Source organism: Tissierella praeacuta (assembly GCF_040396155.1).
Taxonomy (GTDB): domain Bacteria; phylum Bacillota; class Clostridia; order Tissierellales; family Tissierellaceae; genus Tissierella; species Tissierella praeacuta_A.
The window spans coordinates 14,176-27,260 of sequence record NZ_JBEBOY010000015.1 but is presented as its reverse complement, the minus strand read 5'-3'; the positions used below and the strand labels follow the sequence as shown (position 1 = coordinate 27,260).

The 13,085-nt window shown below is 31.7% G+C and carries 12 protein-coding genes; 10 read left to right on the top strand and 2 right to left on the bottom strand.

Features of this window, described 5'->3' with window-relative positions; all coding sequences use genetic code 11:
• The first annotated feature begins 35 nt into the window (after positions 1 to 35).
• From ABWP20_RS09130 to ABWP20_RS09120, 3 genes are read left to right on the top strand one after another with little or no spacing between them, the layout of a single operon-like run.
• A complete protein-coding gene (locus ABWP20_RS09130) occupies positions 36 to 623 on the top strand; it encodes an MptD family putative ECF transporter S component (RefSeq protein WP_353095489.1) in 588 nt (195 codons plus the stop codon).
• 35 nt (positions 624 to 658) lie between these two features.
• Positions 659 to 1,339, top strand: coding sequence for an energy-coupling factor transporter transmembrane component T (locus ABWP20_RS09125; RefSeq protein WP_353095488.1), 681 nt, complete (start codon positions 659 to 661; stop codon positions 1,337 to 1,339).
• 11 nt (positions 1,340 to 1,350) lie between these two features.
• Positions 1,351 to 2,841 carry an ABC transporter ATP-binding protein gene (locus tag ABWP20_RS09120; protein WP_353095487.1) on the top strand — a complete coding sequence of 497 codons (1,491 nt, stop codon included), beginning with the start codon at positions 1,351 to 1,353 and terminating at the stop codon, positions 2,839 to 2,841.
• Between the two features lie 328 nt (positions 2,842 to 3,169).
• Here the strand turns inward: ABWP20_RS09120 and ABWP20_RS09115 are convergent, their stop codons facing one another.
• The gene (locus ABWP20_RS09115; RefSeq protein WP_353095486.1) at positions 3,170 to 4,717 is read right to left on the bottom strand and encodes an aldehyde ferredoxin oxidoreductase N-terminal domain-containing protein; all 1,548 of its coding nucleotides are present in this window, start codon (positions 4,715 to 4,717) and stop codon (positions 3,170 to 3,172) included.
• Positions 4,718 to 4,944: 227 nt separating this feature from the next.
• Between ABWP20_RS09115 and ABWP20_RS09110 the strand changes: the two genes are divergently transcribed.
• The 3 genes from ABWP20_RS09110 to ABWP20_RS09100 are packed head-to-tail and all read left to right on the top strand — an operon-like array spanning position 4,945 to position 7,818.
• Positions 4,945 to 6,021, top strand: a complete 1,077-nt coding sequence (locus tag ABWP20_RS09110) for an ABC transporter substrate-binding protein (RefSeq protein ID WP_353095485.1) — start codon at positions 4,945 to 4,947, stop codon at positions 6,019 to 6,021.
• Complete coding sequence (locus ABWP20_RS09105; protein WP_353095484.1) at positions 6,021 to 7,034, top strand: FecCD family ABC transporter permease; 1,014 nt, start codon at positions 6,021 to 6,023, stop codon at positions 7,032 to 7,034. The genes ABWP20_RS09110 and ABWP20_RS09105 overlap by 1 nt, the downstream gene beginning before the upstream one ends.
• 10 nt (positions 7,035 to 7,044) lie before the next feature.
• Entirely contained in the window at positions 7,045 to 7,818 is a 774-nt protein-coding gene (locus ABWP20_RS09100) for an ABC transporter ATP-binding protein (RefSeq protein WP_353095483.1), read from the top strand.
• 69 nt (positions 7,819 to 7,887) lie between these two features.
• Here ABWP20_RS09100 and ABWP20_RS09095 read toward each other — a convergent pair whose 3' ends face one another.
• On the bottom strand, positions 7,888 to 9,120 hold the full coding sequence (locus tag ABWP20_RS09095; RefSeq protein WP_353095482.1) for an aminopeptidase: 1,233 nt from the start codon (positions 9,118 to 9,120) through the stop codon (positions 7,888 to 7,890).
• A 357-nt stretch (positions 9,121 to 9,477) separates the two neighbouring features.
• Here ABWP20_RS09095 and ABWP20_RS09090 point away from each other — a divergent pair, with 357 nt between their 5' ends.
• From ABWP20_RS09090 to ABWP20_RS09075, 4 genes are all read left to right on the top strand, one after another.
• On the top strand, positions 9,478 to 10,647 hold the full coding sequence (locus ABWP20_RS09090) for a MalY/PatB family protein (protein ID WP_353095481.1): 1,170 nt from the start codon (positions 9,478 to 9,480) through the stop codon (positions 10,645 to 10,647).
• A gap of 69 nt (positions 10,648 to 10,716) precedes the next feature.
• Positions 10,717 to 11,451: an amino acid ABC transporter ATP-binding protein gene (locus ABWP20_RS09085; RefSeq protein ID WP_353095480.1), complete on the top strand. Its 735-nt coding sequence runs from the start codon at positions 10,717 to 10,719 to the stop codon at positions 11,449 to 11,451.
• Between the two features lie 14 nt (positions 11,452 to 11,465).
• Positions 11,466 to 12,287 (top strand): transporter substrate-binding domain-containing protein, encoded by an 822-nt coding sequence (locus ABWP20_RS09080; RefSeq protein ID WP_353095479.1) that lies wholly within the window; start codon positions 11,466 to 11,468, stop codon positions 12,285 to 12,287.
• Positions 12,288 to 12,305: 18 nt separating this feature from the next.
• Positions 12,306 to 12,971 (top strand): amino acid ABC transporter permease, encoded by a 666-nt coding sequence (locus ABWP20_RS09075; RefSeq protein WP_353095478.1) that lies wholly within the window; start codon positions 12,306 to 12,308, stop codon positions 12,969 to 12,971.
• Positions 12,972 to 13,085: the final 114 nt, after the last annotated feature.

The following is a 13,085-nucleotide window of genomic DNA, read 5'->3' as shown; positions in this document are numbered from 1 at the left end:
TCTAACTATTTTATAATTTGAAAGGATGATCTAATATGGAAAAAACTAATAAACTGACAGGGAAGGATTTAATTGATGTTGGTATTTATAGTGCAATGACCCTTGCGGTATTTTTCGTTTTTGGATTATTAACAACGTTGCCAGTAATATATCCATTTTTGTTATTTATCTGGCCTACTGTGTGTGGTATTCCAATGATGCTTTATTATACAAAAATTAAGAAATTTGGAATGTTAACAATTACGGGAATTCTATGTGGGATTTTCTTTTTTCTAATTGGATATACATGGATTGGTCTTATTGTTTGGTCTATAGGTGGGATTGCTGCAGATTTAGTACTACGCATTGGACAATATAAGAGTTTCAAAATCACTACACTAAGTTATGCTGTATTTAGTCTTGGAATGATTGGTTGTCCTGCACCTATGTGGTTTGCCGGACAATCCTATTGGGATAATATTTATGACTCTATGGGAGAACAGTATGCTGCTACTTTGAGTTCTATTATGCCTTCATGGATGCTATATGTTGGATTATTGATTTTATTTGTTGGCGGTATTTGCGGTGCTTTCCTTGGTCATAAAATGCTGAAAAAGCATTTCAAGAGAGCTGGTATTGCATAATGTACACACAAACTATGGCAAATAGGAAGTATCATTTGGATCCACGGACGAAACTATTGCTCATGGCTGTTGTTTCTACCGCTGAATTTTTATATAGCCATGCATCCTTTATGATTGCTGTGGCATTCATTCCAACATTTCTTTTAATAAGCAACAAACAGATTAAGATGGGGATTAGCTTTTTGGTGTTGTTTTCTATTGCTTTAGCTACTAAAGAAATACAAGGGATGATACATCTGAATATAGTTCTAAATATGATTGTCGTATTTTTAGTAGGTGTGGTACTTCGGCTGTTTCCTACATTTGCGATGGGGTCTTATATTATCCGCTCTACTAAAGCAAGCGAGTTTATATCAGCAATGGGTCACATGCACATCAGTCGGAAAATTTCAATTCCTGTTTCCGTTCTTTTCCGATTCCTCCCTACTATGAAGGAGGAATCGGCAGCTATTAAGGATGCTATGCGTATGCGGGAAATTCAGTTTGGAACTAAAAAATTTTGGCAAAACCCAGCTGCCTTAGTGGAATATCGTTTTATCCCCATGATGATTTCAGTTGTGAAAATTGGTGATGAACTATCTGCCGCTGCTCTGACCCGTGGATTGGATAATCCAGTTGCTCGGACAAACATTACCAAAATCGGGTTCACTTATTATGACGTGATAACACTAGTGGTTTCCGCTGTGTTGTTGGCAACTACCTTTTTTATGATTTAGGGGGTAAGACAATGATTGAAATAAAAGATGTTTCATTTATTTATGGAAGTGGAGAAGCAAAAAATGGACTTCATCATATCAATTTGAAAATTAAAGATGGAGAAACTATATTGCTCTGTGGAGAGTCAGGGTGTGGAAAGACTACCTTGTCTCGACTGATTAATGGATTAATTCCACATTACTATGAAGGCGAAATGACGGGACAAGTTTTACTAGATGGCAAGGAGTTGTGTGAATTACCTCTTTATCAAATTGCACAGCGAGTAGGATCCGTATTCCAAAATCCTCGGACACAGTTTTATAATGTGGATACCACCAGTGAAATTGTATTTGGCTGTGAAAATATGGCACTGCCATTTTCAGAGATTTTAGATCGTTTAGAGCAGACAACGAAAAGCCTTAAGCTTGAAAAACTATTGAATCGAAGTTTATTTGCGCTTTCTGGTGGAGAGAAACAAAAAATTGCCTGTGCCTCTGCAGACACTATCCATCCTGATATTGTAGTATTGGACGAGCCGTCTTCCAATTTGGATATTTCCACAATTGAAGACCTTACCCATGTGATTTGCCGCTGGCAGAAACAGGGAAAGACAGTTATTGTGGCAGAACATCGACTTTATTATCTTGTTCCTTATGCAGACCGAATCATCTATATGAAACAGGGGGCTATTTGCCGAGAGTTTACTAGACAGGAGTTTCAGACATTGAGTCCAGATCAGTTGAAAGAAATGGGGCTGCGTTCATTGAATCCTTTCTCTTTATTGCCAGAAGCTGTGTCAGATATGGATGGTAACAAGCTATATATTAAAGATTTTAGGTTTTTCTACGAGAAGAAGGGACCGCTTAAATTGGATATACCAGATTTACAACTTCCACAGGGGGAGATTGTTGGTATCATTGGAAACAATGGTGCAGGGAAATCCACATTTGCCAGATGTCTTTGCGGATTGGATAAGACTGCAGAAGGAATATTGAAATTAAATGGTGACTCTTATTTTGCTAAGCAACGCCGACATATTTCTTATATGGTTATGCAGGATGTTAATCACCAACTTTTTACAGAAGATGTGTTAGATGAATTACTCCTTAGTATGTATGGAGAAGACAATGATAAAGATAAATGTAATGCAGAGGAAATCCTTAGTAGTTTGGACCTTTTGGATAAAATTGAACTCCATCCAATGTCACTGTCGGGTGGAGAGAAACAAAGGGTTGCCATAGGCAGTGCCATAGCTTCAAATAAGGAGATTTTGATTTTTGACGAACCTACCAGTGGGTTAGATTATAGACATATGCTGGAAGTTGCGGAAAATATGAATCGACTGAGAAATATGGGTAAGAGTTTGTTCTTGATTACACATGATCCAGAGTTGATTTATAAAGTCTGTACCTATCTGTTGTTTATGGAGGAGGGCAGAGTTCTTTGGCATAGACCTATGGATTCAGAAGCAGTAAGATTATTAAGTAATTTCTTTTCCAATGAACAAAGATTAAAGGCATAGATATTATATAATAATCTTCATAAAAAACATTCAAAAGGCTGAAAAGCATTTTTCAAAACCCTATAGAGATTGACTTATATATAAGAAACATAGAACTGGTTGATTGCATAGGCTAAACCAGTTCTATTTTGTAAAGTTTTATATAATCTTTGAATAAAAATGGGTTTGTAGTTCCATAATAAATTTTATTGTAGATAAGTTTAATTTTTAGATAAAGTTGTTTAAGGAGAATTAGCATTTTTTAGTGACCTACAGCAATTTTACTAAGGCTTCTTAGTTTTTCTTTTTAGTATAAACCATAATAGGAAATGTTTTTTTATAAAAAGTTTTAATTCTTATGGAAATATCTATATAGTACTTTTACAAATTCAGGTATGGTCTTAGATACATTATTTAATTTGACTTTCCTTTCATATTCTTTTTCATTTTTTATTGTCTGAATTGCATACTGTAAAATCTCTTTTTCACTTGTTTTTACTCCTGTTTTATATAAGTACATATTTGATAATAATGATAAAGCCTCATCGTTATCTATAAAAGCAAAGGAAGCAAATAGACAAAATCCAAGGTTTTCTAGAGCAATTATATAGGCATAAAGATAATCTAAATCCGATAATCCTGGTATATTAACAGATTTTGATTGAATATTTATATTAAAGTTATCTTCTTCTGTTATAGAAGGTTTTGTTACCATAGTTTTATATTCTTCTTTTTCTCTAAATAAATTATATATACCCGTAGTTTTACTGCCCAGCACTCTACCAGTCAATGTCATATTTCTAACTTCTTCTAAAGCCTTATCCATTTCTTCTATATTGCCTTTTATTCCTTGAAGACTAAAATAAATATTACAGCTGAATATAAATTCGATACAATCTATTCCTAATTCAAAACATCTTTTTGTAAAGTCCTTTGCATAATGTTTATTATTTATACCGAATGATTCATTTAATGCTGCAAGAGCTTCACTTTCAGTAGGAGCAGAGTAATAGTCTTCTTCTGCTTTAGCATGCCTATTTAAGCATCCTACTACACAAAGAGGAGAGCATGTTCTATTTATTTTAAATTCTATATCTTTATTGTGTCTCTTAAAATCCACTTGACTTATATCAATATTCTTGCCTTGTTTTAACATTTTCATTAAAGTAATAGAACCAAGTCCCGGTAAAGCCTTACCACAGATAGGATGCTCTATTATGATTCTTGATAAAGCTTTTGAAGCTTGTTTCATATTTTCTTTATCCCATACATTAGCATTAAAATGTGATTTACTATTAACTACTAAGGCCTTTATGCCCTTGTGTCCAAATATATCACCGATACTATTTCTCGCACAATAGAACGAAGGATTACCTTCTGGATATGTACTAAATAAAGTTGATATTGGTAATAAGTTCTCTCCAGCAGGTCCTATGCCAATGATTCCGCAATGTTTTCCATAAAGTTTATGTATTATATCTATGGTAGGGGAGATATCCATTCCTTTAATACTGTCTATAGTATTTAAAGTAATATTATTTTCTTCGATTACTGTGGTTAAAGGTATGTTTTCAGTATTTCTTCCTAATATAACAATGGCATCTATATTAAATGATGATAATTTTTGAGATATAGTTCCTGCTAAATTTGAAATTTGAATACCTTCATCTTTTGATTTTTTAGTACCTATTAATAATCTTCCTGTACTAGGTGCAAGAGTTCCTGAAAATAGTCCTGGAACTAATACTACTGCATTTTTATCATCTAGTCTATCTGTATCAGGGGGGACTTCTTTATCTATAATTGTTGCAATAAGACCTCTGCCATAATCAGAAAAGTTATTTTCTTTTTCAACAATCTGTCGATTTGTGAGATTTATATAAATTATTTTGCCCATAAAATGCCTCCTAATTTTATATTCAAATAGATTATATCATTTATAAAAGCACCTTTCTAAATTAAGTTAATCTATAGTAAAAGAATAATTATAGATAATTTTAAAAGGATGGTTAAAATATTGACATGAAAAATTATATATGATATATCTACATTATGTTGTATTGGACAGATGTATACAGCTAGAATAGTACATTGATTGATTAAGAAGGGGTGTGGAAAATAAAAATGAGTTTTTGGAAAAGAGGAATTTTAGTTTTATTAGCCATTGTAATGACTATATCCATGGTGGGCTGTAAACCAAAGGACGAGCTTAAGCCTGAAGAAGGACAAGTATCGGGAGCAATTCAAGGGGAAACAGAAAAAGAAGTAGGAGAAAGTGGAAGTATTAACATTACAGACCATCTGGGAAGAGAAGTAACACTTGAGAAGAAGGCAGAGAAAATAGTAAGTGGATATTATATAACTACTTCTATGATGATTGCTTTGGGGCTAGAAGATAATGTAGTAGGCATAGAAGCAAAGGCAAAGTCTAGGAATATTTATGCATTAGCAGCACCTGAATTCTTAGAGCTTCCAAATGTAGGTACTGCAAAAGAGTTTGATCTAGAAGGCTGTATTGCTCTTGAACCAGATCTTGTAATTTTACCTATTAAATTAAAAGAAGCAGTGGAAAGCCTTGAAGGATTAGGAATAAAAGTAATAGCAGTAAACCCAGAAGATATGGGTCTATTGAAAGAAACTTTAACAATGATTGGTAAAGCTACAGGAACAGAAGATAGAGCTGAAAAATTAATATCATATTATGATGAGAAGATTTTAGAAATTAGTAAAATAACTGAGAATAAAGAGCATAATAAGGTTTATCTAGGAGGAAATAGTGATTTTCTTTCTACTGCACCAAAGAAAATGTATCAAAACTATATGATAGAAACAGCAGGCGGTATGAATGTTGCTTCTGATATAGAGGATACGTATTGGGCTACGATTTCATATGAGCAATTATTAGCCTATAATCCAGATATAATTATTATAGTGCCTAGTGCTGATTATACAAAAGAGGACATAATAAATAACGATAAACTATCTGCAATATCTGCAATGAAAAACCGTCAAGTTTATGTAATGCCAAATGCATTTGAAGCATGGGATGCACCTATACCATCAAGTATTTTAGGTACAATGTGGCTGACAAGTATATTATATGAAGAAGATTATTCTTATGATAAGTTTAAACAAGATGCTGCTGATTTTTATAAAGAGTTTTATGATATAGAAATAAATAAGGAAGATATTACAAAATAATGAATGTTAATAATAAGATATTGGTAAAAAAACATAACAAAGAGTTTATGCAATATTTAATAGCCTCCATATTATTGGGGGCTGCTTTTCTAATATCAATAGGAGTAGGTAGATATCCTATTCATCCGAGAGATATCTTTAAAATTATCTTTGGTGGTGAAGTTGAACCTACTGTAAAAATGGTGTTTTTTTCTCTTCGACTTCCTAGAACCATTATGGTTACCATAGCAGGAATAGGACTTAGTATATCTGGCAGTGTATATCAAACTATTTTCAAAAATCCACTTGCAACACCAGATATTATAGGAGTAGCATCTGGGGCAAATCTAGGAGCAGCTATAGCTATTATTTTTATTGCAGGTGGAACATTTGCAGTAGCTGTATCTGCCTTTCTAGGTGCTGTAGTAACAGTATTTATAGCAATAGGTCTCACTAAGTTATCAAAGGATAAAGGAATTTTAACATTTGTACTTTCAGGAATTGTAATTGGTTCTATAACTCAAGGTCTAATAATGATGTTAAAATTTTTTGCAGATCCAGAACGTCAGTTAGCAGCAATAGAATTTTGGTCAATGGGAAGTTTTGCAGGGGTTACAAAGGAAAAGGTAATATCCATATTGCCATTTTTTCTAATAGGTATAACAGTACTTATTTTACTAAGATGGCAGATTAATATATTATCTTTAAGCGATGATGAGGGGAAAAGTTTAGGTATCTCTGTAGAATTAATACGTTTTGGTGTAATAGTGGCTGCGACTTTAGTGGTTGCTAGTATTGTTTGTATCACTGGTATAATATATTTTATAGGATTAATAGCTCCCCATATAGGAAGAATGATTACAAAGAAAAATGATTTTCACACGACTATTTTAAGTGGATTTATTGGTAGTATAATTTTAATTGCAGCAGACTGTCTTGCAAGGAGCCTAGCAGGCAGTGAGATTCCAATAAGTATATTGACTACCTTTATTGGAGCACCATACCTGGCGTATTTAATGACTCGCTTGAAATAGGAGGACTATAATGGATTTAATGAAAGTAGAAAATATAAAGGCAAGCTATGATAAAGAACTAATAGTTGATGATATTAATCTTACTATTAAGAGAAATGAATTCACAGCACTTCTAGGATTAAATGGAACAGGAAAGACAACACTTTTGAAAGTAATTTGTGGATTATTAAAACCTAAAAGTGGAAAATGTTTAATACATGGTACGGATATTTATGAATTTAGTGAGAAAAAAAGGGCAAAACATATTAGCTTTATGCCTCAACGTCATAGTATAGTTTATGATACAAAAGTATTGGATGTTGTATTAATGGGTATAACTCCATATCTTGGAGTATTTGAATCACCTACGAAAGAACATAGGAAAATAGCTTATAATATGTTGGAAAAGGTGGGAATGGAGAAATTTGCAGAGGAAAATTTTCTTCAATTAAGTGAGGGGCAAAAACAACTTATTATTATAACTAGAAATTTAATGCAGAATTCAGAAATCATGTTATTTGATGAGCCAGACAGTGCTCTTGATTTTAATAATAGACATATGGTTTTATCTAAGATAAAACAAGTAATAAAATGTGAGAATAAGTCAGGACTGATTACATTACATGATCCTAATATGGCGCTTAATTATTGTGATAAAATTATAATTTTGAATGATAAGAAAAAATTGGCTGATTTTTATACTGCCGATGTAGATAGTAAATTTATTACAGAAGTCTTCACCAAAATATATGGGAAAATTGAAGTAATAGAACATATGGGAAGGTATTTAATAACTAAATATTAAATAAAAATTCTCATTTTAGGTTTGGATTATAACTTAGTCCTTTTCTAAAATGAGAATTTATTTTATTTATTAAAATACCCAATTTCCATTTCTAAATAATTCAACTTCGTTACCATTCTTTTCATATGCAGTAATATTTAATTCTGGTCCACCTACCATAAAATCCACATGGATTAAACTAAAGTTGGCACCTTTATCTGTTAATTCTTCTTGAGTCATATTGGAGCCATCTCTCATGGCATAAGCATAGGCACGTCCTAAGGCAAAATGACAGGAAGCATTTTCATCAAATAAAGTTTCATTAAATAATATTCCTGTATTTGATATAGGAGAATCATCTTGTACTAAAGCAACCTCACCTAAATATTTAGCGCCTTCATCGTTTTCCATAAGTTTTTCTAAGACATCATATCCCTTTTCTGCATAGAAATCTACTACTTTACCATCTTTAAACTCAAAGCCAAAATTATCTATGATTTTACCATTTAAACTAAGTGGTTTTGTGGCTTTTAAACTACCATTAACTTTTAAACGGTGAGGTGTAGTAAATACTTCTTCAGTAGGTATGTTAGCAACATAAGAGTGACCGCCTTGACTTGTCTTTGCTCCGCCCATCCAGTAGTGTCCATCTGCTAAGTATACTTCTAAATCAGTTCCAGGACCTTTATATACTAATTTTTCAAATTGCTTCTCATTTAGGAAATTCCTATATTTTTTTAGATTTTTATCATGTATTTCCCATGCTTTAATTGGGTCTTCTTGGTCAACTCTAGTTGCAGCAAATATGTTTTCCCAAAGTTTTTCTATAGCATCTTTCTCATCTAAATCAGGAAATACGGATTTAGCCCATGAAGCTGATGGCATGGCAATTATATTCCATTTAGTAATCCCAGTCATTCTATATTTCATTACAGGAGCCATTGCTTGTGAAGCAGATTTCTGACTTTTAGCAACTATTTCTCCATCAATATCCTTTAATAGTTCTGGGTCAGATGCTAGAATAAAGATATGATGATAGTTATTCTTATACATAGCTTCAAGGGAATTTACTTTCCAGTCTGGAAAGTTTTCGAAGACATAGTCTTTGCCATGTTTAAATCTTATTAAATTCATTGCATCGTCGTTTAGTTGAAATTCCACATGCTTTGCGCCTATTTCATATGCTTTCTTCATTATTAATCTTGCAAGTGGAAGAGTATCAGTATTACCCGTTACTATTAAACCTTCTTTTTCCTTTAGATTAATACCAACCTTTACAGCAAGTTCAGCATATTTCTCAAGATTGCGTTCAAAATTATTCATAGAAACCTCCTTATATATTATAGTTTATAATTTAAATCTTCATTTATATTTATTTGTTCTTTTACAGATAATTCAAAATTATATTCTAAAACTATCTAGTACTATATTATATGGAAGGAAGAATGTCAATAAAAGGAATTTAGAATGTATATATAAATGCTATTTGAAAAATTTATTAATAGATAATCTCTATTTGACATGTAAATAGCTAAGTGCTAAACTACTCGAGTGAAAAGAAGGTAGAAAAATGACGAATATTGTCGAAAACATTTTATCTCTTATTTAAGAAGGTAGTATCTGATGTTTGGTAAATTAGATTATCAAACTTTTACTATATAAGGAGGTGGAAAATATAGAATGCATAAATTTGATGAAATTATAGAAAGACACGGTACTGATTGTGAAAAATGGGATATGTTAGAAGAGCTATATGGTAGCAAAGATTTATTACCATTATGGGTGGCTGATATGGATTTTAGATTACCTTCTACTATAGGAAAAGCATTAGAGGAAAAAGCAAAAGATAATGTATTTGGATATAATTTTATTTCTGATTCATATTATGATTCCGTTATAAGCTGGATGAAAAGAAGACATGATTGGGATATAAGAAGGGAATGGATTAAGTTTACTCCTGGTGTTGTAACAGCCCTTACCCATGCTATAAAGGCATTTACTAATCCAGGTGATGAAGTAATAGTTCAAAGTCCAGTATATTATCCTTTTTATAAGAGTATCAAAAATAATGGATGCCAAATAATAAAAAATCCTTTAATCTATACAGGTGATACATATGTTATGGATTATGAGGATTTAGAAAGAAAAATAAGTTCAAGAACTAAGCTATTATTTTTATGTAACCCTCATAATCCTATTGGAAGGGTGTGGACAAAAGATGAGTTAATAAGGTTAGGAGAAATCTGTATTAAAAATCATATTATAATAGTTTCTGATGATATACATTTTGATTTAATTTATAAAGATTATAATCATACAGTAATGGCAAAAACTTCTCCTGAAATAAGTGAAAATTGTATAATTTGTACATCTCCTAGTAAAACCTTTAATATAGCTGGATTACAAGTATCAAATATAATTATACCTAATGATAGATTGAGAAATGCATTTAGTAATGAGTTAGAAAATAGTTCTATTCCAGGTCCTACAGTATTTGGAGCAGAGGCTATGAAAGCAGCTTATAATGAATCTGAAGACTGGTTAGATTCTCTACTAAACTATTTAAAAGAGAATTTGAATTTTTTAATGAATTATATAGAAAAGAAAATCCCTCAATTAAAAGTGATTAAACCTGAAGGAACATATTTAGTCTGGATAGATTGTTCAAGATTATATATGAATCCTAAAGAACTTAGAGATTTCTTCATTAATAAATGTAAATTAGCTTTAGATGATGGAGAAATATTTGGAGAAGAAGGAGAACAATTTCAAAGATTTAATATAGCTTGCCCTCGTTCTATTTTAGAAGAAAGCTTGAAAAGAATAGAACAGGCTGTTAAATCATTATAGGTAATTTTAAATAATACAAAGAATATAATATGTATTATTTTGATTAGAAAGGTTAGAAGGTGGCTTTTATTGGTAGAAATAACTGATATTTGGAAAAAATATGGTGATCTAGAGGTATTGAAAGGGATTTCAGTAGATATAAAACCTGGGGAAGTTATCTCTGTAATTGGACCATCAGGTACTGGAAAATCAACATTTTTGAGATGTTTAAATCATTTGGAAGTTCCGGATAAAGGAACTGTGAAATTTGGGGAAGAAGTCTATAATTTAAATAATTTAACAAAAGAAGAAATATATAGTTTAAGATCCCATAGTTCCATGGTATTTCAAAATTATAATCTTTTTAAAAACAAAACAGCTCTTGAAAATATTATGGAACATTTAATTTATGTAAGAAGGATGACTCGTTCTGAGGCTGAAAAAATTGCTGAAGAATATATAAATATAGTTGGTCTTTATGATAAAAGAGATTCATATCCTCATCAATTGTCTGGAGGTCAGCAGCAGAGAATCGGCATAGCTCGTGCCATGGCAATTGAGCCAGATATTATGCTGTTTGATGAACCTACTTCCTCTTTAGATCCACAATTAATTAAGTATGTATTAACAGTCATAAGAGATTTGGCAGTTAGTAAACAAACAATGATTATTGTCACACATGAGATGAAGTTTGCAAAGGAAGTTTCAGATCGAGTATTGTTTATGGAGGGAGGAGTGATATTGGAGGAAGGAAGTCCAAAGCAAATCTTTGAATACCCTAAACATAAACGAATATGTGAATTTTTAAGTTTATTAGAAGATTAATAGGAGGTTATTTTATGAAAAGGAAGATAAGTCTACTACTATTAGCAATAGTAGTTATGGTAACTTTTGTTGGTTGTGGTAATAAGGTTGTAAATAATGAGAAAGAGGTTGAAGAAAAAGGTTCAGAAGATAATAAGGCAATTAAAGTAGGAACTGATGGTTCTACACCTGGATTTACTGTTTTAAATGACAAAGGTGAGCTAGAAGGTTTTGAGATTGATGTTTGGAATGAAATAGCTAAGAGAACAGGTTATACTGTTGAATTTGAACAAATGCCATTTTCAAGTTTATTTGGTTTACTAGATGATGGTAGAGTAGATACAGTAGCTAATGTTATTGAACCAAATGAGAAGAGAAAAGAATTATATAATTTTAGTGATAATTATTTATATGATGAGCAAATCTTATTGTCTGCGCCTGATAAAACAATTTCATCATTAAAAGATTTAGATGGATGGTCAGTAGCAATAGTTGCAGGTTCTTCTGACGCAGATATTGCTGATTATATTGAGGAAAAAGAAGGCATTAAACTTGAACGTATAAATTTTGATGATACTGGAACTAATGATGTTATTATGGGTAAAGTAGATGCAAGTATCCAAAGCAGAAGTATTGGAGTTGATGCTGTAGATAGAATTGGAGAAGATAAGATTAAGATTTTAACAGGTGTTGGACTTTATAGTGAAGGAGCATATCCATTTGCTAAAACTGAAAGAGGCGATGAAATTAAAGAATTAACTAATAAAACCTTAGAAGAAATGAGAGCTGATGGAACATTAGGTAAGATTTCTGAAAAATGGTTTAAAGTTGACTTAACAGAGAGGTCAGATAAATAGATATAAGGGGGTAATGAGTTGGACCTTAGTTTTGTATGGCATGTTTTCAAAGATATGATTCCAGCTCTCCCAATCACACTATATATCACATTGGTTCCATTTATACTTGCATTAATATTATCTTTAACAATTACCTTAGTTTTATATTTCAAGATACCAGTTATTGACAAATTGTGCAAGGTTTTTGTTTCTTTTTTTCGAGGAACGCCATTTATTGGACAACTATTTTTGATATATTTTGGAATTCCCAGATTATTACCAATTTTGATGAATATGGATAGGATACAAGCGTTTATAGTTACATTGTCTTTAAATACAGCTGCATATGCAAGTGAAATTTTACGTGGAGCTTTATTATCAGTTGATAAGGGACAAATTGAGGCTGCAGAATCAATTGGATTAAGAAGACTGCAAGTAATGAAAAACATTGTAATACCACAAGCTATCCCTGTGGCTATTCCTCCATTGGTTAATAATCTTATTGATACTATAAAAGGTTCATCTCTAGCTTTTACTATAGGAATTGTAGATATAACAGCAGTTGCAAAGATAGATGCAGGTATAACATATCAGTATTTTGAAGCATATACTGCCTTAGTTATTTTATATTGGATTGTGGTGCTGTTGCTTGAAAAAGTTCAAGGAAGATTAGAGAAGAAGATGGGGATAGAGTGTTGTGAATGAGAGTGAAATATAATAATTGATATAATTTCTTTAAGTCCTGCCTTTTAAAAGGTGGGACTTTTTATATCCTATCTACATTATTACCATTATTTGTAATATAAATGTAACCTGTTT